This is a genomic window from Spirillospora sp. NPDC047279 (assembly GCF_040643285.1).
Taxonomy (GTDB): Bacteria; Actinomycetota; Actinomycetes; order Streptosporangiales; family Streptosporangiaceae; genus Spirillospora.
In genome coordinates, this window is sequence record NZ_JBEYUA010000010.1 from 289,874 (window position 1) to 313,165 (window position 23,292).

20 protein-coding genes and 1 riboswitch are annotated in these 23,292 nt (G+C 71.7%); of the genes, 14 read left to right on the forward strand and 6 right to left on the reverse strand.

Translation table 11 applies throughout. The features are described from left to right. Positions 1–14: 14 nt before the first annotated feature. A riboswitch (TPP riboswitch) is annotated at positions 15–145 on the forward strand. From ABZ810_RS26590 to ABZ810_RS26600, 3 genes are all read left to right on the forward strand, one after another. After that, positions 137–1,594 (forward strand): cytosine permease, encoded by a 1,458-nt coding sequence (locus ABZ810_RS26590; protein ID WP_358407652.1) that lies wholly within the window; start codon positions 137–139, stop codon positions 1,592–1,594. Its footprint overlaps the riboswitch before it by 9 nt. Before the next feature lie 115 nt (positions 1,595–1,709). After that, positions 1,710–3,581 carry a PAS domain S-box protein gene (locus tag ABZ810_RS26595; protein ID WP_358407653.1) on the forward strand — a complete coding sequence of 624 codons (1,872 nt, stop codon included), beginning with the start codon at positions 1,710–1,712 and terminating at the stop codon, positions 3,579–3,581. A gap of 471 nt (positions 3,582–4,052) precedes the next feature. Further along, complete coding sequence (locus ABZ810_RS26600) at positions 4,053–4,577, forward strand: ATP-binding protein (protein WP_358407655.1); 525 nt, start codon at positions 4,053–4,055, stop codon at positions 4,575–4,577. Positions 4,578–4,773: 196 nt separating this feature from the next. On the opposite strand, the gene ABZ810_RS26605 is transcribed toward ABZ810_RS26600, so the two are convergent. Then, complete coding sequence (locus ABZ810_RS26605; RefSeq protein WP_358407657.1) at positions 4,774–5,985, reverse strand: arginine deiminase; 1,212 nt, start codon at positions 5,983–5,985, stop codon at positions 4,774–4,776. A gap of 59 nt (positions 5,986–6,044) precedes the next feature. On the opposite strand from ABZ810_RS26605, the gene ABZ810_RS26610 reads away from it, so the two are divergent. From ABZ810_RS26610 to ABZ810_RS26630, 5 genes are all read left to right on the forward strand, one after another. Continuing rightward, on the forward strand, positions 6,045–7,331 hold the full coding sequence (locus ABZ810_RS26610) for an MFS transporter (RefSeq protein ID WP_358407658.1): 1,287 nt from the start codon (positions 6,045–6,047) through the stop codon (positions 7,329–7,331). A 117-nt stretch (positions 7,332–7,448) separates the two neighbouring features. Further along, the gene (locus tag ABZ810_RS26615; RefSeq protein ID WP_358407660.1) at positions 7,449–8,459 is read left to right on the forward strand and encodes an NBR1-Ig-like domain-containing protein; all 1,011 of its coding nucleotides are present in this window, start codon (positions 7,449–7,451) and stop codon (positions 8,457–8,459) included. A gap of 553 nt (positions 8,460–9,012) precedes the next feature. Beyond that, the gene (locus tag ABZ810_RS26620; protein ID WP_358407661.1) at positions 9,013–9,135 is read left to right on the forward strand and encodes a hypothetical protein; all 123 of its coding nucleotides are present in this window, start codon (positions 9,013–9,015) and stop codon (positions 9,133–9,135) included. A gap of 136 nt (positions 9,136–9,271) precedes the next feature. Beyond that, positions 9,272–10,456, forward strand: coding sequence for an elongation factor Tu (gene tuf / locus ABZ810_RS26625; RefSeq protein ID WP_358407662.1), 1,185 nt, complete (start codon positions 9,272–9,274; stop codon positions 10,454–10,456). 274 nt (positions 10,457–10,730) lie between these two features. Further along, on the forward strand, positions 10,731–11,642 hold the full coding sequence (locus ABZ810_RS26630; RefSeq protein ID WP_358407664.1) for an endonuclease/exonuclease/phosphatase family protein: 912 nt from the start codon (positions 10,731–10,733) through the stop codon (positions 11,640–11,642). A gap of 203 nt (positions 11,643–11,845) precedes the next feature. On the opposite strand, the gene ABZ810_RS26635 is transcribed toward ABZ810_RS26630, so the two are convergent. The 3 genes from ABZ810_RS26635 to ABZ810_RS26645 form a co-directional block, all read right to left on the reverse strand. Continuing rightward, positions 11,846–13,408, reverse strand: a complete 1,563-nt coding sequence (locus ABZ810_RS26635; RefSeq protein WP_358407667.1) for a long-chain-fatty-acid--CoA ligase — start codon at positions 13,406–13,408, stop codon at positions 11,846–11,848. Between the two features lie 111 nt (positions 13,409–13,519). Next, positions 13,520–13,690 (reverse strand): hypothetical protein, encoded by a 171-nt coding sequence (locus ABZ810_RS26640; protein ID WP_358407670.1) that lies wholly within the window; start codon positions 13,688–13,690, stop codon positions 13,520–13,522. 123 nt (positions 13,691–13,813) lie between these two features. Further along, positions 13,814–14,908, reverse strand: a complete 1,095-nt coding sequence (locus tag ABZ810_RS26645) for a hypothetical protein (protein ID WP_358407673.1) — start codon at positions 14,906–14,908, stop codon at positions 13,814–13,816. A 200-nt stretch (positions 14,909–15,108) separates the two neighbouring features. On the opposite strand from ABZ810_RS26645, the gene ABZ810_RS26650 reads away from it, so the two are divergent. The 3 genes from ABZ810_RS26650 (at position 15,109) to ABZ810_RS26660 (ending at position 17,661) form a co-directional block, all read left to right on the forward strand. Beyond that, positions 15,109–15,822: a response regulator transcription factor gene (locus tag ABZ810_RS26650; protein ID WP_358407675.1), complete on the forward strand. Its 714-nt coding sequence runs from the start codon at positions 15,109–15,111 to the stop codon at positions 15,820–15,822. Continuing rightward, positions 15,819–16,934, forward strand: coding sequence for an ATP-binding protein (locus ABZ810_RS26655; protein WP_358407677.1), 1,116 nt, complete (start codon positions 15,819–15,821; stop codon positions 16,932–16,934). Before ABZ810_RS26650 ends, ABZ810_RS26655 begins: the two co-directional genes overlap by 4 nt. Before the next feature lie 304 nt (positions 16,935–17,238). Beyond that, on the forward strand, positions 17,239–17,661 hold the full coding sequence (locus ABZ810_RS26660) for a hypothetical protein (protein WP_358407678.1): 423 nt from the start codon (positions 17,239–17,241) through the stop codon (positions 17,659–17,661). A 40-nt stretch (positions 17,662–17,701) separates the two neighbouring features. Here the strand turns inward: ABZ810_RS26660 and ABZ810_RS26665 are convergent, their stop codons facing one another. Continuing rightward, positions 17,702–18,061, reverse strand: a complete 360-nt coding sequence (locus ABZ810_RS26665; RefSeq protein WP_358407680.1) for a hypothetical protein — start codon at positions 18,059–18,061, stop codon at positions 17,702–17,704. Between the two features lie 306 nt (positions 18,062–18,367). Between ABZ810_RS26665 and ABZ810_RS26670 the strand changes: the two genes are divergently transcribed. From ABZ810_RS26670 to ABZ810_RS26680, 3 genes are all read left to right on the forward strand, one after another. Next, positions 18,368–18,703: an STAS domain-containing protein gene (locus ABZ810_RS26670; RefSeq protein WP_358407681.1), complete on the forward strand. Its 336-nt coding sequence runs from the start codon at positions 18,368–18,370 to the stop codon at positions 18,701–18,703. Between the two features lie 135 nt (positions 18,704–18,838). Next, positions 18,839–19,552, forward strand: coding sequence for a glycosyltransferase family 2 protein (locus ABZ810_RS26675; protein ID WP_358407683.1), 714 nt, complete (start codon positions 18,839–18,841; stop codon positions 19,550–19,552). After that, entirely contained in the window at positions 19,549–21,087 is a 1,539-nt protein-coding gene (locus tag ABZ810_RS26680; RefSeq protein ID WP_358407685.1) for a hypothetical protein, read from the forward strand. Before ABZ810_RS26675 ends, ABZ810_RS26680 begins: the two co-directional genes overlap by 4 nt. Here ABZ810_RS26680 and ABZ810_RS26685 read toward each other — a convergent pair. After that, the gene (locus tag ABZ810_RS26685; RefSeq protein ID WP_358407687.1) at positions 20,969–23,230 is read right to left on the reverse strand and encodes a hypothetical protein; all 2,262 of its coding nucleotides are present in this window, start codon (positions 23,228–23,230) and stop codon (positions 20,969–20,971) included. The two genes, ABZ810_RS26680 and ABZ810_RS26685, sit on opposite strands and share 119 nt — an antisense overlap. Between the last annotated feature and the right edge of the window lie 62 nt (positions 23,231–23,292).

Genomic DNA, 23,292 nt, shown 5'->3' on the forward strand with positions numbered 1-23,292 from the left:
TCCCGTTCACAGCCTCACCCCACCGCGGGAGCTCGGGCCGACCGGGCTGAGAGGGCGACTGGTCGTCCACGGACGGCAAGGGCGTCGCCGACCGCATGAACCTGTCCGGGTAATGCCGGCGTAGGGAGCGTGCTCGATGACGTCCAGCCTGCGTGAACGCCCTCGTGACGAGGTGCCGTACACCCTCGACGAACCGGCGCCCAAGGTCCTCAGCTTCTGGGACCAGGGCGCCTTCTGGGCCAACCTCGGGGTCAGCCTGTTCGCCTTCTCCGGCGCGTACACCGTGCTCGCGCCGGACGCGAACGGCGTGCCGACCCTGTCGATCGTGGCCGGCATCGTCGCCATGGCCGTCGGCACCGCCATCGGCGGGCTGATGCTGGGCCTGTCGGCGGCGCCCGGCGCGATCACCGGGAAGCCCGCGATGGTGCTGCTGCGCGGGCTGTTCGGCGCGCGCCTGTCGTACGTGCCGACCGTGCTCAACATCGCCCAGCTCATCGGCTGGGGCACGTTCGAGCTGATCGTGATCGCGGACGCGGCGCGGGCGCTCTGGGACGGCGTGCCGCGCTGGGGGTACGTGATCGCGGCGGGCGTGCTCACCACGGTCCTGACCATCTGGCCGCTGGGCTCGGTCCGGATGTTGCGCAGGTACGTGACGGTCGCGGTGATGATCGCGCTCGTCTACTTCTACGTCCAGCTGCTGCGCGAGCCGCTGCCCGACCTCACCGAGGGCTCGTGGGGCGGGTTCTGGATCGGCGCCGACGCGGCGCTCGCCGTGTCGATCTCCTGGGTGCCGGTGGCCGCCGACTACACGCGGCACGCCCGCAGTGCCCGCAGCGCGTTCGGCGCCGCGGCGGTCGGCTACTCGGCCACCCAGATCATCGCCTACGTCCTCGGCCTGCTGGCCCTGGCGCTGGTCGCGGGCGACTCCACCAAGATCTTCGACCCGTTCCTGGGCGTGACACTGGGCACGCTCTTCTTCGCCGTGTTCGTGCTGCGCGAGGCCGACCAGTCGTTCGCCAACGTCTACTCCACCGCCGTCTCCATCCAGAACCTGGTGCCGCGCGCCGACCGCCGGGTCCTGACCGTCGCGCTCGGCGCGCTGATCACCGGGCTGGCGCTGATCCTCGACATCGGCGACTACGCGAGCTTCCTGTCACTGATCGGCTCGGTCTTCGTGCCCATGCTGGGCGTGCTCGCCGCGGACTTCTTCCTGGGGCGGGGACGGCTTTCACGGGCGAAGCCCACCACGCCGGACGGGGGGCGTGGGGGGTCGTCCCCCCTCGGGCAGAGCGGCCGGCGGGGCGACTGGAACACCTCGGTCACGGCACCGTCCCGCTGGGGCATGATCGCCGCCTGGGCGGTGGGCTTCGTCACGTACCAGCTGATCAACCCCGGCACGGTGAGCTGGTGGGCCGGCTTCTGGCAGGACGTCCAGGAGGCGATCGGGTTCACCGCGCAGAGCTGGATGAGCGCCTCGCTGCTGTCGTTCCTGGTGGCCGGAATCGCGACGCTGCTGGTCGGCCGGGTCGCCGGGCTCGGCGGCGGCGGGGGCGGCGGCCGGAACGACGGCAAGATCGACTCTGCCGCCGCGTGAACGGCCGGTGAACGATCCCGACGGCGAAGGTTTGCGGGAGAACGCGGTCGCCGGTGGAAACGTTTCGGCACTGGATGCCCGGCGGCACCGCAAGATCCGGTGGCACGATACACACGTGCAGCTTTCGGTTCACGACCCGATCCTCCGCGCGGTCATCGAGTGCGCGGCGGATGCGATCGTTGCCGTGGACCGCTCGTTCCGGGTGACGGTGTGGAATCCGGCGGCCGAGCGCATGTTCGGCTGGAGTGCCGAGGAGATGCTCGGCCGGGTGCCGCCGATCGTGCCGGACGAGCTGAAGGCCGAGCACAACGCCGTCCAGGAACGCCTGCTCACCCGGCGCGCGGGCGAGGGCGACGGCGCGCAGATCTCGATCGCCACCCGCCGCTTCCACCGCGACGGCCACCTGATCGACGTCCGCATCGACACCAGCGCCCTCCAGGACCGCGACGGCACGCTGCTCGGCTGGGTCGGCGTCTACCACCCGGTCGAGGAGGACGAGGTCGCCCAGCACCACATGGCCGAGCGTGCCCGCCTCGTCCGGCGGCTGAACGACATCGTCGCCGACCTCAACGCCGAGCTCGACCTGGCCGTGGTCCTCGACCGGATCACCGCCGCGCTGATCGAGCTGACCGGCGCCGACGCCGGCGGCTTCGTCCGCATCGAGGACGACCGGCTGCGGCTGGTGAGCATGTACGGGCTGCCCGACCACATGCGGGGCGCCTCCGCCGACCTGCGGTCCAGCCTGGTCGGCGAGCTGCTGCGCTCGGGCAAGACCGTCATGCTGGCCACCGGCGAGCGTCGGCTGGGCGACCTGGTCTGGTCCGAGCTGCCCGGCCTGCACACGATCGCGCTCGGCCTGTCGTTCCTGCAGAACAAGCCGTACGGCGCGCTCTACGCGCTCTTCTCCGGCCGCAAGATCGGCCACACCGAGCTGGAGCTGCTGGAGCTGCTGGCCGGGCACGCCGGGGTCGCGGTCGGCAACGCGGTGGCCTACGCCGAGGTCGTCCGGCAGCGCGCGCACGAGCGGGCCGTGATCGACTCCAGCGCCGACGGCATCGCGGTGCTCGACCGCGACGGCATCGTCCGCCAGTGGAACCCCGCCGCCCACGTGCTCACCGGCGTCCCGGCCAAGGAGATCATCGGCCGCGAGCTGCCGTTCGACAAGCCCGCGCCCGGCGAGATGCTGACGTTCCCGCTGGAGTCGGGCGTCTGGCTCAACGTGCTCTCCGCCGAGATCGTGGAGACGGGCGAGCTGGTGGTCGACTTCCGCGACGTGTCCGAGGCCAAGGCTCTGGAGGAGGCCAAGGACCTCTTCCTGGCCACCACCAGCCACGAGCTGCGCACCCCGATCACGGTCGTGCAGGGCTTCGCCAGCACGCTGGTCAACCGGTGGGACGAGATGACCGACGCCGACCGGCGGTCGGCCGTCGCGACCATCGCCGAACGTGCCCAGTCCCTCGGCCGCCTCGTCGAGCACCTGCTCCTCGGCTCGCGCGCCGGCGCCGACGAGCTCAAGGTGACGATCGAGTCGTTCGACCTCGCCCGGGTGCTGGAGGGCGTGGTGGCCGGCTTCCGGTCGTTGTCGAGCCTGCACCGGGTCGAGCTGCACGTCGCACCCGGGCTGCCGCGGGCGAGCGGTGACGCGATGGCCACCGACATCGTCCTGGGGCAGCTCCTGGAGAACGCCGTCAAGTACTCGCCCGACGGCGGCGCGGTCACGGTCCGCGCCTGGGCGGACGGCCCGGACGTGGTGGTCACGGTCGAGGACGAGGGCATCGGCATCGCTCCCGGCGACCACGAGCGGATCTTCGAACGCTTCGTCCAGGGCGAGGCCGGCGACCGGCGCCGTTTCGGCGGCATCGGCCTGGGCCTCTACATCGTCCGGCGTCTCACCGAGGCCCAGGGCGGCGAGATCTCCGCCCACCCGGCCCCGGCGTCCGGCACCCGGATGCGCCTCGTCCTCAAAACCGCCCCCACCACCCCCTGATGGCCGTAGGTGAACCCGTGATGGCCGTAAGTGGTGGCTGACGGTGGTGGCTGACGGTGATCGGCGGGCCCGGCGGGGCGGTCATGTGATTGAAATCACAAAGTGCTCGGCCATGATCGCGGGGCCGATAACGGTCAGGGAGGGTGCCGACGTCTGTTTTGACGGAGTCTTTCTGTGATCTTGACGGCGCACCCTCCGCACCTGCGGGAAAGTGCAGTGTGGCGGCTGTGTGACGGACGAAACGCGCGTGCGAGGAGTAATCCGCCGTGGGGTGGATAGATCTTTAGTTGGTGTTTCGTTGGGGACGAGGTTCCAATCGGCGCCAGTGCCGGGGGTGAGGGCCGTGACCGGATGGTCAGTCGCTCGTTGTGCGAGTGGTGGTCCCCTCCGGGCAGGTTTCCAGACAATGTCATCTGGGCATTTCGGTCGTACCGGAACGGTGGACGTGGGACTGGAGAGGTCAACGGGGAGGTGAGGACGTCGAGCGTCGTACTGCTGCCACATGCGCCGTCCAGTGTCGCGATCGCGCGCAAGCGCCTCAGCTCTGACCTGGTGGCCACGGGCGTCTTCGAAGCCGTCGTGGACGACGCCAGTGTGATCATCAGCGAGCTTCTCAGCAACGCGCTGCGGCACGCCCGCCCGCTGCCGTCCGGGCAGCTCAGGGTCACCTGGAGCTGCAAAGGCGACCTTCTCGAAGTGGCCGTCAGCGACGGCGGCGCCACCACCGAGCCCCGCCGCGGGCCGGGCACGCTCTCGTCGCTGGGAGGCCGCGGCCTCGGCATCGTCGAGGCGCTCTCCGAGGGCTGGGGCGTCCGCCACGAAGACGGGGCCACCACGGTCTGGGCCCGCATCCGCGCCCCGCATTCCGCCGCCAACGGCAACGCCGTCCCGCGGCACGCCGCGCATGCCGTCCTGCCCGACTTCGGCGAGCAGCCTGACGTGCAAGGACGCAAGTTCTTCAACGGCGCCGCGACCCGCCGCGCCTTCCCCGCCTAGGGCTCGCCCTCAGGTCGCGGGACACGCCGGGGCATACCCCGGCTAGCCGGACCTTTCCCCCACCTTGTAGGGTCCTCTTCAAGCTCGGGCGCTGTCGTGCCCCCGTCGACACCGCCCGAGCGTCCAACGTCGATGAAAGCCCCGGAGGCTCAGTGCCTCCGGGGCTTTCACGTTGCGGGCCGTCCGCCCTCCGCCGTCAGCCGGTGGCGGGCGGCGGATCGCGCAGGATCGGGCAGGACATGCAGCGCGGGCCTCCCCGGCCGCTGCCCAGCTCGCTGCCGCTGATCCGGATGACCTCGATGCCCGCCGTCTCCAGCTGGGCGTTGGTCTCGATGTTGCGTTCGTAGGCGACGGCGAGGCGCGGGGCCACCGCCAGGGTGTTGTTGCCGTCGTCCCACTGCTCACGTTCGGCGGTCACGGGGTCGAGGCCGGTGTCGATGACCTTGAGCCGGTCCAGGCCCATCGCCGCCGCGGCGGCCTCCAGGAACGGACGCGGCTCCGAGACGCGCAGGTCGCCGTTGGCCGCGGTGACGGTGAACGCGGTCAGCGAGTGGGCGACCGGCGGGTACATGACCACGGTGTCGACGTCGACCATCGTGCAGACGGTGTCGAGGTGCATGGTCGCCCGCTGCTGCTCGATCGGCACCGCCAGCACGGTGTGCGCCAGCCCGGCGGCGAAGACCTGCCGGGCGAGCCGTTCAACGCCCGCCGGAGTGGTGCGTTCACCCGTCCCGACGGCGACCACGCCGGGGGAGAGCAGCAGGATGTCGCCGCCCTCCACGTGCTCCAGGCTCGGGTCGTAGACCGGCTCCACGCCGGAGAACCGCGGATGGAACGCGTAGATCAGCCCGGTGAGCGCGGACTCGCGGCGGCGGGCCGGCATGGCCAGGCTCGTCACCGCCACCCGGTCGCCGACCCAGGCGCTGTTGTCGCGGGTGAAGAGCAGGCCGGGCAGCGGATCGATGATGAAGTCGAGCCTGTCCATCAGCCGGTAGACCATGCCGTGGCCGGTCTTGAGCTCCTCGTGCGCGAGACCGTCGATGAGGACGTGGGAGAGGTCCTCCGGGTCCAGGTCGCGCAGGTACCCCTCGACGACGCGGCGCAACTGGTCGCCCAGGCGCGGATCGTCGAGGACGTCCCTGACGGCCCGGTCGCGGGCGGACTCGTACTCCAGCGCGTCCTGCAGCAGTTCGGTCACGTACAGGACCTCGACGTCGCGGTCGCGCAGCGCCTGCGCGAACGCGTCGTGCTCCTCCTGCGCCCGTCCCACCCACGGGATGGCGTCGAACAGGAGCTTGTCGCTGTTGCGCGGGGTGAGGCGCTTGAGCTCGGCTCCCGGACGGTGCAGCAGCACGGTGCGCAGCCGCCCGACCTCGCTGGTGACTCGGTGCTCGTATGGTTTTGCCACGTTCAGCAGTCTAGATATTCCGTTTTCGCACCCCTTGAGCGACGTGTGACGATCACAGGATGACCACCCGGAAAACCGCGCTCCCGCTCTACCTGTCGGCCGCCACCCTGTTACGGGTCTCGGCCGAGGGACTGGCCACGGCGCTGGTCCTGACGGTCCAGGCGCGCACGGGGAACGCGGCGACGGCCGGGTTCCTGCAGACGGCGCTGACGCTCCCGTACATCCTCAGCGGCCCGGTGGTCGGCCACAAGCTGGACCAGGCGGCCCGGCCACGGCGCCTGGTGGTCGCCCTGGCGCTCGGGTACGCGGTGGCGGCCGGGCTGCTGCTGCTCATCGCCGGGGAGTCCCCGCTGATGCTCGCCATCGTCGTCGCCCTGGTCATCGGCTGCACCGAACCGATCGTCGTCGGGATCACCAGCCTCGTCCCGCGGTTCGTGCCCCCCGACCGGCTGACGCGGGCGTACGGGCTCGAGGCCTCCAGCTACAACGCCGCCGCCATCGTCGGCCCCGGTCTGGCCGCCGGCATGGCCGCCTGGGCGGGCGGCGCCTCCTCCGGCATCCCCATCGTCCTGTGCGCCGTCCTCGGCCTCCTGGCCCTCCCCCTGCTCCCCCTCCCCGGCCTCACCCGCCCTTCGCCCACCACACTCACCGCGCCCGCCGACCCGCCTGCGGACTCCGGGGCACCCTCTGACCCCGCTGCGCCTGCCGGGTCGGGTGTGGGGCGGGAGGCGGGGGCCTTGGCGGACGTGGTGACGGGAGGGTTGCTCGTCCTGGCGTCGAACCGGGTGCTGCGGGCGCTGACGGCGGCGACGACGCTGGCCTGGCTCGGGTTCGGCGGCGTCGCCGTCACGGCCGTCCTGCTGGCCGAACGGCTCGGCGCGGATCCCAGCGCCGGCGGTCAGCTGCTGGTGGCCATGGCGATCGGGTCGCTGGCCGGGTCGCTGGCCTGCGCGCGGTGGCTCGGCGTGCGGCACGCCGAGCGGGTGATGCTGGCCGGCCTGGCGGGCTTCGGGCTGGCGCTGGCCGGGCCCGCCGTGGCGCCCTCGTTGTCGTGGGCGATGCTCTGCTTCTTCGTGGCGGGGATCTGCGAGGGCCCGGTGTTCGCGTCCACGCTCATGCTCCGGCAGCGCGAGTCGCCGCCGGACCGGCTCGGCCAGGTCAACACCACGGGGGGAAGCCTCAAGATCGGCGCCTCGGCGATCGGGGCGGCGCTGACGGGCACGTTCGCGGCCAAAATCGGGCCCGTCGGACTGGTGCTCGCCATCGCCGCCTGCCAGTTCGCGGGGGTCGTCGTGGGATTCGTGCTGCTCTCCACGAAACGGAAGGACGGCCGTTCACGTCCATAACCGAGTGAGTGTTCTGTCTCTACCTATCCATGTTGATTTCGACAGGTATCGTCGTCGTGATCCTGCGGGGCTTGTGGGCAGCTTGAGGCTTGAGAGGCAACGAGGGTGAGTTCAGCGGTGGATCAAGGACACGACGGCGGCCGGCGAGGACGCAAGTCTCGTCGGCCTGACCCCGCGACGGGGCCCGCGGCGGCGCTCGCCGAGCGGTTGTGGCGGCTGAAGCAGGAGGCGGGCGACCCCTCGTACGCGGAGATGGCCGCGCTCGGGGCCGCCGCCTCGAAATCGTCGCTCGCGGCGGCCGCGCAGGGGCGGAATCTGCCGACCTGGGGTACGACGTGGGAGTTCGTCCGTGTCCTGGCGGTCGACCGGCTGGGCCGCGACGCCGAAGAGGTCGAACGCGAGTGGCGCGTGCACTGGCAGCAGGCGCGCGACGCGGTGACGGCCGCCGAGGACGCCGAGGAGTTCGGCCGGTCCGGCGCCGCCGAGGAGCCCTCCTCCGGACGTTCGCCGACCCGCACCACCGCCGAGATGATCGTGTCCAGCCAGGACCTGGACTACCCGCACCAGGTCCACGACCTCACCGGCGCGCCCGCCCGGATCCTCCACCTGGGCACCGGTTTCCCGCCGCCCGCCCAGCGTTTCCCCCTCGGGGTGCTGGCGATCGCGGCCGCGGTGGCACTGATCGCCGTGAGCGGCATCGCCTACCTCGCCTGGCCCTCCGAGGGCGCGGCGGCGAATCCGCAGGAGTCCGGGAAACCGAAGCAGATGTCACCGGTCACCACGCCGCTCGACGACTCGCAGTTTATCGGCGACATCACCTACCCGGACGGGACGCGCGTCAAGGCCGGCACCACGTTCGAGAAAGTCTGGCGGCTCCGCAATTCGGGAACGGTGCACTGGAAGGACCGCCGGATGCTCCGCCTCGGTGCGGGCCGGTGCCCCGCCCCCAGGAGCGTGCCCATCCCGTCGACCCCGCCCGGCCATCTCGTCGACGTCCGGGTGCGGGTGCGGGCGGCCGAGAGCCCGGGCCGCTGCAAGATCTACTGGAAGATGGCCGACGCGACCGGGCGCGTGCTCATGCCCGCCAAGCGCCCGATCTTCCTGGACGTCCAGGTCGTAGGCCCCTGACCTGCGGTTCATTTGTCCAGTGACAGCTGTACGCGTCCTGGACGAAGTTCCCTTGGTGGAGCCCGGCGCCGCGTGCCAACGTTGTCACCACAGCAACCGGCCGGTCGCTCTCCCGCTCAGGGCCCCCTTCGTTCCCGCTCGGGCCCTGTGTGAACGAATCGCACAGTGTTCACCCGAGCAACGGAAGGAATCGGTCCTCTGTGCCTGCCTCCGCCATTGACCGGTGACCGCGGCGGACACGGTCGGGCGACACCGCCGAGCGGCTCGGCGGCGTCGATGAAAAGGTCACGTTCCACCGCCGGGCCGGCGTCAACAGGCCACTCGCGCTGAGCGCGGGAAACACATAGATGGCTGATTCGATCAGCCGAATATCACCGGCAACAATGTCTCCTCCCGAGAGGGATGCGGGACCGCCGTTATCCCCCTGAGGCGCGGCGCATCCGATCGTCCGGCGCGGACGACCAGGTGCGCCGCGCCTCGCCTTGTCCCGGGATGTCCGGACGAACGCGAAAACCGTTCGACACGGGACGAGAACGTCCGTACGGTCAGAGCCATGTTCCTCGCAGCCGGCACCCGCACGCTCGCAGACCTCGGTCTGCTGAGCGCGGTGCCGGCTGCCTTCCTGGCAGCGGCATCGGCAGCAGGCGCGGTCGTCGTCGACGGCGCGCGAAGCTGACCCCTCTCCGTCCCACCTCCGGAGAACCAGCGGAGGGGGGTGTCTCAGGCTCATGGGCACGGCCTCCGTCCGGCGAACGGTGGTGCGCCCTGAGGGTTCTCGCGTCTCTTCTTCGTACGTGAGGACGGAAATTCCGATGGCCAAGCAGCTGTACGAGCGCAGCAAGCCGCATCTCAACATCGGCACGATGGGGCACGTCGACCACGGCAAGACCACCCTGACCGCGGCGATCACCAAGGTGCTCGCCGAGCGCGGGCTGGCGTCCGCCGTGCCGTTCGACGGCATCGACCGAGCGCCGGAGGAGCGCGACCGCGGCATCACCATCAACATCGCGCACGTTCACTACGAGACGGCGACCCGGCACTACGCCCACGTGGACATGCCGGGCCACGCCGACTACGTGAAGAACATGATCACGGGTGCCGCGCAGATCGACGGCGCGGTCCTGGTGGTCTCGGCGCAGGACGGTGCGATGCCGCAGACCCGGGAGCACATCGTGCTCGCCCACCAGGTGGGCGTCCGCCACATCGTGGTGGCGCTCAACAAGGCGGACACGGTGGAGGACGCCGAGCTGCTCGACCTCGTCGAGCTCGAGCTCCGCGAGCTGCTCTCCGAGTACGGCTTCCCCGGTGACGAGGTGCCGGTGGTCCGGGTGTCCGGGCTGAAGGCGCTGGAGGGCGACCCGTACTGGACCGCGCGGATCGTCGACCTGCTCGACGCGATCGACGCGTACGTGCCGGTGCCGCCGCGCATCCTGGACGAGCCGTTCCTGATGCCGGTGGAGAACGTGCTCACCATCACCGGCCGCGGCACCGTCGTGACCGGCGTCGTGGCGCAGGGCACGATCCGCGTCGGCGACCACGTCGAGGTGGTCGGCCTCGGGGACACCTTCGGCTCGGTCGCGACCGGGCTGGAGACGTTCGGGCAGTCCATGGACCGCGCCGAGGCCGGCGACAACACGGCGATGTTGCTGCGCGGCGTCCGGCGCGACGAGATCCGGCGCGGCCAGGTCATCGCCGCCCCGGGCTCGATCCGGCCGCACAGCCGGTTCCGGGCCCAGGTGCGGGTGCTCACCGCGGACGAGGGCGGCCGGAGCAGGCCGTTCTTCCACGGCTACCGGCCGCAGTTCCACTTCCGCACGACCGACGTGGTCGGCGGGGTGGATCTCGGTGGCGAGGGCGGCATGGCCCTGCCCGGCGACTCCGTCGAGATGACGGTCGACCTGGGCAAGCCGGTCGCCATGGCCGAGGGCCTCGGCTTCGCCATCCGTGAGGGTGGCCGCACGGTCGGCGCGGGCACCGTCACCGGCCTGCTCGACTAGGAGGCACGTTCCGTGCCCGCCGGACTCTCCGGCGGGCACGGAACACTCCCTCGGGCGAATGTGGAACGTTCCGGGGCGGCCACGGAGTGCTCTCCCGGCTGCTCGGAACGTTCCGAACGGGCCCGGAACGTTCCCACGGGTACGGAGTGATCACCTTGGGTCGACGGAACGTGAGATTTTCCGATACGGGACCTTACGTTCGCCTGGCGCGGGGCACCGTTATGTGGTGAGATTCGTCGTGATCTTCCCCGCTTGATCCATCGATGGAGCCTGTGTGCGAGCCCCCCGCGCCCTGATTCCCTTGCTCGCCGTGGCCGCGGCGACCGCCGTGGTCGTCACCGCGGGTGCCGGAGCGGCCATCCAGCGAGGCCCGGCCTCGGCCCCCGCCCTGGCCGACCCCGCGCCCGTGCCGGCCGCCACCGTCAGCGTCCTGAACTGGAACGTTTGCGGCAACAACTATTCACACTGCCCGCTCGGCGCCGAGCCCGCCGAGCTCGTGCAACGGATCGCCTCCCACATGAAGGGCGGCGCGGTCGCCGGACGCCCCTTCAAGGCGAACGCGATCTTCCTCCAGGAGGTCTGCGCCGGGCAGGTCAAGACGCTCGCCCGGGCCGCGGCGCTGCGCTCGTGGAGCTGGGCGTTCGCGCCCGCCCGCGAGGCCGACGGCAAGCCCGTGGCCTGCGGCAACGGGCAGGGCCAGTTCGGCGTCGCGCTGGGCGCCCAGCAGCGGCTGAGCGGCGTCCAGAAGGTCAACCTGCCGTCACCCGCTTTCGAAGGCCGGGTGGCCGTGTGCGGCGATGTCGCGGCCTGGAAGACCAGGCTCTGCACGACGCACCTGAGCTCCAGGCTCACGGGCGATGACACCACCGGCGCGTGGCGCCTCAAGCAGACCCGGCAGCTGGCCACGATGGCCGGCACCGGACGTGTGGTGGTCGGCGGCGACTTCAACGACCAGCCCCAGAAGCCGTCCCTCGACGGGCTCTACGCCGCCTACACCGAGTGCGACCAGGGTCCCGGCGGCGCCCGCGCGGGGGAGAACACCACCCAGGACACGCGCGGCCGTACCACCGAGAAGATCGACTACGTCTTCGCCACCAAGACCGCCCGGATCGCCTGCGAGGTCCCCGGACAGCCCGTCCGCGCCTCCGATCACCGCCCCGTCGCCGCCGTCGTCACCCTCCCCTGACACCCGGCCCCCGCCCACGCGGAAACCCCTCGCCCCCGCCGCCCGTCCGGCCTGGCGCTCGAGCAGGCCGGTGTGTGAGTGGCTTCGGGGTCCGAGAGGGCGGGAGATCAGGCGTTGGCCGGCCCATGGGGCGGAGACGGCCAAGCCGCCCGGGTAGGAGGGGGATCCGTGGCCGGGCGGCCTGCCGAACGTGGGTGCCGGGGTCAGTGGACGGCGCGGTCCTGGCCCTCCCAGTACGGGGCCCTGAGCTCACGCTTGAGGATCTTGCCGGTCGGGTTGCGCGGGATGGCGTCGACGAGGTCGACCGAGGTCGGGCACTTGTAGTGGGCGAGGCGCTCGCGGCAGAACTCGATGAGGTCCTTCTCGGAGACGTCCTCGGACACCACCACGACGGCCTTCGGCGTCTCACCCCACTTGACGTCGGGCACGCCGATCACCGCGCAGTCGGTGACCGCCGGGTGGCTCATGACCACGTTCTCCACCTCGGCCGGGTAGATGTTCTCCCCACCCGAGATGATCATGTCCTTGACCCGGTCGTGGATGTAGAGGTAGCCGTCCTCGTCGAGGTAGCCCGCGTCGCCCGTACGGAACCAGTTGTCCTCGAGCAGCGCGGAGGCGGTGGCCTCGGGCATGTTCCAGTAGCCCCGCATGTTCTGCGGGGTCTGGCAGACGATCTCGCCGACCTGCCCGACCGGGACCTCCTCCATCGTGGCCGGGTCGACGATCTTCAGGTTGCACTCGGGGTTGGGGATGCCCGCGCTGCGCAGGCGGTGCGGGTTGGGCCCGCCGGGGACGTGGTCCTCGGCCGGGAGCGACGTGATGGCCCCCGTCGTCTCGGTCAGGCCGTACACCTGCATGAACTGCGCGCTCGGCAACATCTTCATCGCCCCGCGCAGCACGTCCTCGCTGATCGGTGACGCGCCGTACAGGAGCAGCTTGAGGCTGGACATGTCCGCCTCCGCCACCTCCGGCATCAGCTGCATGAACTGCAGCAGCACCGGGACGAGGAAGACGTGCGTGACCCGGTTGCGCTCGATCTCCCTGGCGATGCCGACCGGGTCGGGGTCCCGCATGATCACGCCGCTGATGCCGTCGAAGATCACGCAGACCGCGAGCGCGCTGCCCGCCACGTGGTACATCGGCATCGCGACCATCAGCACGGCGTCCCCGCCGATGTCCCAGATCTCGTTGGTCAGCGGCAGGACCGAGTTGAGGTTGTCGTGGCTCAGCATCACGCCCTTGGGCAGGCCGGTGGTGCCCGAGGAGTAGAGCTGGACGAAGGTGTTGGCCGTCGGGATCGCGGCGTCGTCCAGCGCGGGCGCGCCCTCGTGCTCGCCCATCCAGGCCGCGTAGTCGAGGTGCGCGCCGCCCTCGCCGCCGATGACGACGATGTGGGTGGTGTGCTCCAGCTTGCCCGCGATGGCGTCGAGCACCGGCACGAAGTCCGGCCCCACGATGAAGACCTTCGCCCGCGCGTTGTTGACGATGTAGGCGACCTCGTCGGGCGACAGGCGGTAGTTGACCGGCACCTGGACGGCCCCGATCCGGGCCGCGCCGAAGAGCTGCTCGACGTACTCGATCGAGTTCTTGTCGAGGACGGCGACCCGGTCGTCATGACCCACGCCGGCGGCGGCCAGCGCGGCCGCGGCCTGGTCGGCCCGGCGGTCGAAGTCCCGATAGGTGATGTTTGTTTCGCCCGAGGTGAAGGCGACGCGGTCGGGGTGCTGTAGCGCGCGGTCGCGCAGCACTTCGGTCAGGCCTGGCACGGAGGGCCCCTTTCGCCGGTAACCGCCTGCTTATGCTGGTTGTCCAGGCATCATGCGATTGACCGGCGGCGCCCGGCAAGGGGCTCGCCCCGTTCGTTACCGATGCTTTCGCTAACCCTTGCGGCCCGTCTTGGAGACGACGGTCACCGCGAGCACGACCAGCACCGCGACGAACGCGATGAAGAAGAACAGCTTCAGCATCGACAGGACGGCGCCGATGACCGTCATGAGCAGCCAGATGGCGAGGATGACGCCGACGATTGTCAGGATTGTCCGACCCATGCCCCACACCGTACGCGCCGGTCATGAAGGGCGTCATCACCCTCGGGGACGATCCTCCCCCGACGTGTCCCCGGCCCCGGACGCGCGCTGACCCTGAGTTCTGTCAGGGGAGTCCGGGGCGATCTAGCCGGACTGACCGGAGGACGGCGGCGGAGTCTGACCGGGCGTGCCGGGCTGATCGGGGGACGCCTGCCCGGGCTGGTCCGGGGCCGGCTGACCGGGGTCCGGCCGGCTGTGGGCGTCAGGCTGACCCGGAGGCGCGTGGCCGGGAGCACCAGCCTGACCGGGAGCGTACTGGCCCGGCTGGTCAGGAGCGCCGGGCTGGCCGAAAGCAGGCGGGCCGGAAGCGTCAGCCTGACCGAAAGCGGGTTGGCCGTAGACCGGCTGGCCGGGAGGTGCGTAGCCGGGGGCACCTGGCTGGCCAGAGGCGTCAGGTGGGCCGAAAGCGGGCTGGCCGGGGGCACCGAACTGGCCAGGCGCGCCAGGCTGTCCGGGAGCGTCGGGTGGACCGTAGACGGGCTGGCCGGGGGGTGCGTAGCCGGGCTGGCCGGAGGCGTCGGGCTGGCCATAGACGGGCTGACCGGGGACGCCGGGCTGACCGGGGACGACGCCGGGCTGGGCGGGGGCGTACTGGCCGGGGGTGCCGGGCTGGCCGGGGTAGGGCTGCCCGGGCGCGGGCTGGCCTGGGGCGCCGGGCTGGCCCGGGTAGGGCTGACCCGGGGCGTAGGGGGCCGCGCCGGGCTGTGGCGCGTTCCAAGGTCCGGGAACGGGAGCGGAACGCGGTGTCTTCTGGCCGTTCGACATCAGGACGCGCAGTCCGGTGACCGCGGCGGCGGCCACCATCGCCGCGAGGTCCTTGATGTTGAAGGCGATGTCGAAGAGCTTGACGAACCCCAGGCCGCGCATCTGGTTGAGGTAGATCCAGAGGCCGAACCTGATGCCGACGTGGAGCGCGACCAACGCCGCCACCGCCGCCAGGATCGGGATGAAGAACAGGCGGGTCTTGGTGACCAGCACGCCGGCGCCGGTCACCAGGCCCACCAGCAGGGCCTGGATGAGGTAGTAGAAACCCGAGCCACGGAAGCCGGCGAGGAGGTCGGTGTCATAGACGCTGACGAAGGTCATGAAGAACGAGACGACGGTGGCGGCGGCACCACCGATCAGCAGGGCGATGAACGGGGCGATCGGCGAGGGCGCGCGGCGAGGGGGCTGAGCCATTCCGCCATTAAACAGGGCTTCTCTCTCCCTGTGATCGTCAGCTTCGTGGCGACCTTCGGACTTCCCGGCGTCCCGGCCGTTCGGGGAGCCGATGGCCAACCCTTACGGAGTGATGACGAGCCCGCCGGATCCACCCAGGTCAGACGTAACGTGAGAACGTGATGACACCGGCCTCGGCTCGACGAACTCGTGAGGTTCCCATGGTGCACACCGGCGACGTCATCGGTCGGATCCTCGTCGTGGACGACGATCCGACCGTGGCCGAGGTCGTGTCGCGCTACCTCGTCCGCGACGGTCACCAGGTCGAATGCGTGGCCGACGGCCTCGAGGCCCTGCGCCGCGCCGAGGGCGCCCCGCCCGACCTGGTGGTCCTCGACCTCATGCTGCCCGGGATGGACGGCCTCGAAGTGTGCCGGCGGCTCCGCGAGACGTCCGCCGTGCCCGTCGTCATGCTCACCGCGCTGGGCGAGGAAACCGACCGGCTGGCCGGCCTGGAGACCGGCGCCGACGACTACGTGACCAAGCCGTTCAGCCCGCGCGAGCTCGCGCTGCGCGTCCGTTCTGTGCTCCGGCGGGCCCAGGGCGCGCACGCCCCGGCGGGCACGGAGGTGCTGCGGGACGGCGATCTCGTGCTCGACGTGAGCGCGCACGAGGCGCACCTGGGCGGCGCCGCGTTGTCGCTGACGGCGCGCGAGTTCGACCTGCTCGCGTTCCTGATGCGGCATCCGCGGCAGGCGTTCGACCGGGACCGGCTGCTCCGGCAGGTGTGGGGGTGGACGTTCGGCGACTCCTCGACCGTGACGGTGCACGTCCGGCGGCTGCGGGAGAAGGTCGAGGACGATCCGACCGCGCCGCGCCGGATCGTCACCGTCTGGGGCGTCGGCTACCGCTACGAGCCCGGGACGGCCGGATGAGGATCCCGCTGGAGGATCTGCTCTGGGTCGCCTGGTACGCGGCGCTGGCGGCGGCCGTGGTCGCGGCCCTCGGCCTGGCCGTCCTGCACGTGCTGCGCGAACGTTCGGTGGCGGTCCAGCTGGTCGTCGTCGGCCTTTCGACCGTCCTCGCGACGATCTCCGGAATCGTGGTCATCTCGCTGATGATGCTGATCAACGAGCATGACCGCGCGGTGGTGTTCGCCGTGGTGACCGCGGCCGGGGTGGTCTCCGTGGCCGTCTCGCTGCTGCTGGGCCGGCGGCTGGTGGCGGCCAACCGGGTGCTGGTGGACGCCGTGCGGTCCGACGCGTACCGGATCCCGGCGACCCGGCTGCCCGCCGAGCTGGCCGAGCTGTCGCGCGAGCTGGACGCCGCGTACCGCCGCCTGGCCGCCGCGCACGACCGCGAGCAGGCGCTGGAGGCCAGCCGCCGCGAGCTGGTCGCCTGGGTGAGCCACGACCTGCGCACCCCCCTCGCCGGGCTGCGCGCGATGGCCGAGGCTCTGGAGGACGAGGTGGTCGACGACCCCGCGACGGTGAGCCGCTACCACCGGCGGATCCGGGTCGAGTCCGACCGGCTGACGGAGATGGTCGACGATCTCTTCGAGCTGTCCCGCATCCATGCCGGGGCGCTGCGGTTGTCCCGCCGCCGGATCGGGCTGTCCGACCTGGTCGCGGAGGCGGTCGCGGGCACGGAGGCGCTGGCCCGCGCCAAGGGGATACGGCTGCGCGGGGACGTCCAGTCCGGACTGCCGGTCGAGGCGGACGCGGGCGAGCTGGGCCGGGCCCTGCGCAACCTGGTCGTGAACGCCATCCGGCACACGCCCGACGACGGGACGATCGAGATCATCGCGGCGGAGCGCGACGGCGCGGCCTGCGTGACCGTGGCCGACGCGTGCGGCGGCATTCCGGAGGCGGACCTGCCGCGGGTCTTCGACGTGGCCTTCCGCGGCGAGGCCGCCCGTACTCCCGGTGGCGGCGCGGGGCTGGGGCTGGCGATCGCGCGGGGCATCGTCGAGGCGCACGCGGGGGAGATCGGGGTGGTGAACGCCGGTGCCGGATGCCGTTTCGTCGTCCGCCTGCCGCTGGGGTGACGTCGATTTGTCGACAAATCGACGTCACTCACCCGTGGGAGCCGGGCCGCCTGTGATCAGCGCCTCATCGGTGATCTGGATCATCGTCCTGAGTGCGCGAAGCCCCGCGACGGGCGGCGCGCCACGCCCTGGGCCAGTGCTGGCTTGGTCATTGACCAGGCATTACTCGCGCCAGTGAGGGTCGCGGCACGCGCCCTCTGTGGGCCACGTCACCCCTCATAAGGGATTGCTTACTCACGGTAACGTTCCGCCAGGTATTGGACGTGGTGTGCCATACCGGCCGCCGTCAGCTGGAGGAATCTCTGTGCGTTCTCGGATCGCGGGCGCCCTGGCGACCGCCGTTCTGGCGGGAATGGTGACGCCGGCTCCGGCGGTGGCGGCGACCACCGCGCGGCCCTACGACTTCGACGGCGACGGCCACCGCGACCTGGTGGCCGGCAGCCCGGACGGGACGGTCGCGGGCAAGCGGGCGGCGGGCTTCGTCAGCGTCGTCCCCGGCTCGCGTTCGGGACTGGCCACCGGCCGCACGAAGGTCATCAGCCAGAACAGCCCTGGAGTTCCGGGCGCCGCCGAGGCGGGCGACCGCTTCGGTGCCGGGCTCGGCGCGATCACCCTTGTCCGCGGCGCCGCCACCGGCCTCACCGCCTCCGGCGCCATGGCCGCCAACGCCCGCACCCTCGGCGTCCAGGCCAGGAACGCCCACCTGGGCACCCTCCTGCCCCACTGACACCCGGCCGGCCCCCGACCGGACGGCGTGTGCGGAGGGATCAGCGGTCGATGGCGTCGTCTATGGCTCGGAAGGTGGGGCAGGGCCAGCGCCACATGCAGGCGCGGCAGCGGCGGATGGGGCTGTCGGGGTCGCTGGTGATGCCGCCCGCGTCCTGGGGCTGGTGGAGCTCCAGCAGGCGCAGGCCGAGCTCGGCGAAGGCGATGACCTCGTCGCGTGCGCCCGCGAGGAAGTTGAGGTCCTCGCGGGACAGGCGCGTGCGGATGGGGACGAAGCCCGTCCTGTTGATCAGGCGGGAGAGGTACTGGGTGGACGAACGCCACGAGTTGGACTTTTCCGACCGGGCGCGGATCGCCTCCAGTCGCTCGCGGAGCCTGACCTCGCGTGGATCGGTCTTCATCTGCGGCACACCCCCCGGTGCACGGCCGCGTGCGTCTTTCACCTTGTCAGCCTCCCTCACTCTGCGCTGTCATGCGGGGTGAATCCCGTAGTCCGCAGGCCTGGTGAGGGTCAAGTGTCGAATGAGCGAATCCTGTTCGGTGCACGTAGGGGAGCGACGGATCCGGGGGTTCGGCGGGCAAAAAGGCGTGTAATCCGCGAAACGGGCGGGTGTTCGCCCGTCCTGACTGGGATGCGAGGGAACGCGCCACACGGGAGTTGGCCAACTCCCTGGCTCGGTGGCCGTCGGCCCGATAGTGTGCCGGGCGTGGAGCTAAACGTCTCGACTTCGTCTCAGGGAGGTCACGCCGTCGTTACAGCGAGCGGCGAACTGGACCTGTACACCGCGCCGCGGCTGCAGACAGCGCTGGCGGGGTTGCTGCGCGATCAGGTCGACCGCATCGTGGTCGACCTGAGTGGTGTCGAGTTCTGTGACTCGACCGGCATGAACGTGCTGCTGGCCGCCATGAAGCGGCTCAAGGAGCAGAACGGCACGCTCGAGCTCGCCGCACCGCGTCCCGCGGTCAAGCGGATCCTGCAGGTCACCGGGCTGGACACGGTCTTCAACGTGACCGACGCGGTGCCCGCCATGGATGCAGGCTGACCTTCCGATCCGTCCGTCCATCCAACGATCCACGGCCCGTGGGGGAGTCTCCCCCGCGGGCCGTCGGCATTCGCCGCGCCGCCGGGCGCGCCGTTAAGTCTGCGTCGGCGCGAACCGCGTCGCTACGATCGGCGGATGCAGGATGTAGCGGTGATCATCCCGGCCAAGGACGAGTCGGAGCGCATCGCGGCCACCGTCAAGGCCGCGCTCGAACTGCCCGGTGCCGACCTCGTCGTGGTCGTGGACGACGGATCGTCCGACGACACCGGCCGGGTGGCCGAGCAGGCGGGGGCGCGGGTCGTCCGGCACAGCCGCAACCGCGGCAAGGGCGCGGCGATGGAGAGCGGGGCCGAGGCGGTCCGGCTGCTGGACGAGGGCGAGCCTCGCCATCTGCTGTTCCTCGACGCGGACCTCGCCGAGACCGCGCGGGACGCCGCTCCCCTGGTCGAGCCGGTGCGCGCCGGCGAGGCGGACATGACGATCGCGGTGTTCTCGTCCACGGTGAAGCTGGGCGGGCACGGGTTCGTCGTCCGGCTGTCGCGGGACGGGATCAAGCGGGCCACCGGGTGGACGGCGACGCAGCCGCTGAACGGGCAGCGCTGCCTCACGCGGGCGGCGTTCGAGGCGGCGCGGCCGCTGGCCGCCGGGTTCGGCGTCGAGACCGCGCTCACGATCGACCTGCTCCGCAAGGGGTTCCAGGTGACCGAGGTGGAGGTGCCGCTCGCGCACCGCGCGACGGGCACCGACTGGCACGCCCAGGTGCACCGCGCCCGGCAGTTCCGTGACGTGGCGCGGGCGCTGGCGCTCCGCGACCCTGCCGTGGGACGCCTGCGCGGCCGCCGGCCGTGAGTTCCGCCGTCCGGGACCGCCGCGGCCCCGGCGGGCTGGCCGCCCTCGGGGCGAGTGCCGGCTGTTTCCTGCTCGCGGCGTTCCTCGGACCCTCGGCGATGCAGCCCGCGCTGCCCGGCGAGCCCGGTCAGCCGCCATACTCGCTCACCGCCGATCCGTCGCCCTACCTGGTGATCGGGCTGGTCGTCGCGGGGGTGGCGGCCGGCGTGGCGGGGCTCGCGCTCTGCTTCGCCGCCGTACGGGGAGGGTGGCGGTGCCGCCCCTTCCCGCTGCTGGTCGCGGGGCTGACGGTGACGGCGGCGTTCGTCCTGATGCCGCCGATCGGATCGAGCGACCACCTCAACTACGCCGCGTACGGCCGGATGGCGGTCACCGAGCACGACCCGTACACCACCCGGGCGCTGGACGTGCCGGACGACCCGGTGATCGGCGCGGTGGAGGAGTGGCGGGGCACGCCGTCGGTGTACGGCCCGATCACCACGGCCCAGGAGGCGTTCGCGTCGTGGCTCGGCGGCGGGTCGATGCGGCTCACGGTCTTCTGGTTGTCGCTCACCAACGGGCTGGCGTTCGTGCTGACCGCCCTGATCCTCTACCGGTGCGCCGGCGGACCGCAGGGGCGGCTGCGCGGCGTGCTCATGTGGACCTGCAACCCGCTCCTGCTCTTCCATCTGGTGGCGGGCGCGCACAACGACGTGCTCGCGATCGCGCCGATGGTCGCCGCGGTCGCCTTCTTCTCCGCCCGGCGGCGGGCCGGGGTGGTGGTGACGTCCCTGGTCACCGGGGCGCTGGTCGGCGTCGGCGCCGCGGCCAAGATGCCGGCGGCGCTGGTCGGCGGCGGACCGGCCTGGGTGCTGCTGCGCCGCGCGTACGGCTCGCGCGACCGCCGTGCGATGGCGGGCCTGGCCGTGCTGGTCGCCGCGTCGGCCGTGGTGGCGCTGACGGCGTACGCCCTGGCGGGCTGGCACGCGTTCGACCAGGTCCAGAAGGCCAGCAACATGGTGTCGTTCGCCACGCCCTGGCATCTGGTGGACACGCTGCTGGGCCGGGGCGGCCAGCGCACCCTCATCAAGATCGGGTTCGTGCTGCTCACGATCGTCCTGGTCTGGTTGCTGGCCAGGGGCCTGCCGCGCTTCACCGCCGAGGTGGACGGGAGAGCGCTCGGCGACGACGCGGCCGAGAGCCGGCGGATCGCGGCGGCGCTCGTGCTGGCCTGGCTGTTCGCCGCGCCCTACGAGCTCCCCTGGTACGACGGGTTCGGCTGGGCGGTGCTCGCGTTGTTGCCCTGGTCGCGCTTCGACCTGATCCTGCTCGCCCACACTGGCGCGCTCAGCCTCGCCTACCTGCCCGCGCGCGACCCCAAGCTGATCAGGTTGCCGGACGGCCTGTCGTGGTTGTTCACGGTCGTCCGGCCGGTGGTCATCCCGCTGGTGCTGACCGGGGTTCTGGTCGCGCTCGTCCTGGAGTGTCGTCGGTCGGCCCGTCCAGTTCCAGCGCCCGGATGCTCGCCGCGAGCATCAGCGGGATCGCGAGGCTGAACGCCACCGCGATGATCACCACGCCGGAGTCGTTCACCAGCGTGCCGATCACGCCGACCGCCAGCGAGCAGATCAGCGCGGGCCGCATCGTCTCGCTGCGCGCGTACGTCCGCTCCATCAGCGAGGCCTGCCGGCTCGTCGGCCGGATCAGCACGAAGAACAGGAAGCCGACGGCGATCGCCACCGCGATCGTGTAGGGCAGGCGCTCGATGCTGCCGACCATGGACGTGAACTTGCGGACGACGATGTCCCAGGCGTCGCCGTTCATCAGGTCCTGCCAGAACCGGCCGAGGTGCGTCGGGTTGGCGCTCCGCGCGTTCACGAACGAGATGAGCAGGACCAGCGCCACGCCCGCCAGGCCGAACAGGGCCAGCTTGAGCGCCGAGACGCGGCGGCCGGAGACCATGAGGCCGAGCAGTGCGAACGAGGGCACCATCGCCAGCACTCCGCCGAAGTCGGCCCCCCACGCGGGCAGCCCGTCCACCGCCACCGCGACGACGCCGATCACCGCGACGAGCACGACCGCCGCGAGCCGGCGCCCGGCCCGCAGCGGGTACTCCGCCAGCCATGCCGCCGTCAGGATCGAGGCCACCGCGAACAGCGAGAACGCCTGGTTGCCAAAGCCGTAGAACCGCCCCGCCACGGTCGCCGTGTAACCCATCAGCGTGTCCATCTGGAGCCGCGAGCCGCTCATCACGTCCAGCGCCAGCACGAGCGCCGTCGCCGCCGCGATGATCAGGCTGGGGGCGGTCACCGAACGCCGCCACGGCCCGCCGAGCGCCAGCCCCGTCAGCAGAGCGCTGAACGCGATGACGGTGAGCACGAGCACGGGGGACGGATGGGGCGCCTTCCACCAGGGGATCAGCCCGGAGAGGAACGCGGCGCACGGCACCGCGCCCCCGATCACCGCGATCACCCGCGTCCGGCTGAGGATCTTGGCGCGGGAGCCGGGGTTCTGCCGACTGCGCCGCAGGGCCAGCGCCGCGACCGCGTAGACGATCAGCTGGGTGCCGCCGAGCACCCAGAAGTACGACCCCTGGACGTTGCGGATGGCCTGCGCGGCGACGTCCTGCTCGGTGAGCGAGTCGACCTTCTCGGCGGTGTCGTCGTCGCTGGGCGAGTCCTCCCAGACGGCGCCGACCGCGGCCTGCGGCTTGGGCAGCCCGAGGAGCCCGAGCGTGGTGGCGGTGAGGTCGGTGAGCGTGACCAGCGAGGCCTGCCGGGTGGCCGGTGAGATCAGGTAGCCCGGCCGGTAGCCGGGGCCGGTGGCGATGGCGACCCGCAGATGCGCCTCCGGACCGACGTCGGCGAGCCCGGCGATCAGCACGGTGGCGTTCGCGGGCAGCCCCGCCGTCACCTTGGCGACCTGCCGGTCGGCGGCGGTCGCCGCGGCGGAACGTTCGGCGGCCGGCACCGGGACCTGCTCGCCGTCGGAGTCGACCCCGGCGGAGATGAAGGTCCGGAACAGTTCGTCGACGTCGACCGCGGTCAGCGGGCACCTCGCCCAGTCGGCGGCGGTGGCCTTGTCGGCCGAGGCCACGTAGTGGTCGACCTTGCCGGAGCCGTCGGCGAGCCCGAAGACGGCGCCCGGGCCGACGGCCGTCGTGCACACGCCACCCTTGCGCGCCGCGTCGCCGAGCAGGCCGACCTGGGCGTGGTAGGGGCTGTCGAGGTTGTCCTGCGCGATCGACGCCCAGCCCGGCGCCATGGCGCCGCCCTCGGGGGGCGAGACCCCGCCGGAGGTCTGCCCGGAGACCACCGGAACGGCCGGCAGCGCGCAGTCGGCGTTCGCCAGCCGCGCCCGCTGACCCGCCGACAACGTCAGCCAGCCGTCCATCGGGCAGGTGTTGGGCCGGGTCGTGCGCACGCTCAGCGCGCCCGCGCCGCCCTTGCCGGTGAGGGCCCACAACGCCGGGGTGCCGGTCTCGGTGATGTCGTTCCACCGCAACCCGGGGATCCCGATGATCACGGTCGGGGAGGTGGCGGCGGTCGCCGCGGCGCCGGACTTGCCTGCCATGTCCGTCGTGTCGGCGGCGCCCGGGGCGGCGGCGTGCGAGGGTGTCGTCTGGAGAACGATCAGCAGGCCCAGCCCGGCCATCGCGACCAGGGCGACCAGGCTCCTGACCACGGAGGCTCTGTACATGCCGAATTCCGCCCCCCGTCGCAACATGCGTCAAGGGTAGTGGGCGGCTTACGCCAGGATGG

What these genes read in the sequence shown, in the direction of transcription:
- ABZ810_RS26685 (WP_358407687.1), bottom strand. Translation starts at nt 23,230, where the DNA reads ATGTACAGAGCCTCCGTGGTCAGGAGCCTGGTCGCCCTGGTCGCGATG.
- ABZ810_RS26650 (WP_358407675.1), top strand. Translation starts at nt 15,109, where the DNA reads ATGGTGCACACCGGCGACGTCATCGGTCGGATCCTCGTCGTGGACGAC.
- ABZ810_RS26645 (WP_358407673.1), bottom strand. Translation starts at nt 14,908, where the DNA reads ATGGCTCAGCCCCCTCGCCGCGCGCCCTCGCCGATCGCCCCGTTCATC.
- tuf (WP_358407662.1), top strand. Translation starts at nt 9,272, where the DNA reads ATGGCCAAGCAGCTGTACGAGCGCAGCAAGCCGCATCTCAACATCGGC.
- ABZ810_RS26620 (WP_358407661.1), top strand. Translation starts at nt 9,013, where the DNA reads ATGTTCCTCGCAGCCGGCACCCGCACGCTCGCAGACCTCGGTCTGCTG.
- ABZ810_RS26655 (WP_358407677.1), top strand. Translation starts at nt 15,819, where the DNA reads ATGAGGATCCCGCTGGAGGATCTGCTCTGGGTCGCCTGGTACGCGGCG.
- ABZ810_RS26665 (WP_358407680.1), bottom strand. Translation starts at nt 18,061, where the DNA reads ATGAAGACCGATCCACGCGAGGTCAGGCTCCGCGAGCGACTGGAGGCG.
- ABZ810_RS26610 (WP_358407658.1), top strand. Translation starts at nt 6,045, where the DNA reads ATGACCACCCGGAAAACCGCGCTCCCGCTCTACCTGTCGGCCGCCACC.
- ABZ810_RS26640 (WP_358407670.1), bottom strand. Translation starts at nt 13,690, where the DNA reads ATGGGTCGGACAATCCTGACAATCGTCGGCGTCATCCTCGCCATCTGG.
- ABZ810_RS26590 (WP_358407652.1), top strand. Translation starts at nt 137, where the DNA reads ATGACGTCCAGCCTGCGTGAACGCCCTCGTGACGAGGTGCCGTACACC.
- ABZ810_RS26675 (WP_358407683.1), top strand. Translation starts at nt 18,839, where the DNA reads ATGCAGGATGTAGCGGTGATCATCCCGGCCAAGGACGAGTCGGAGCGC.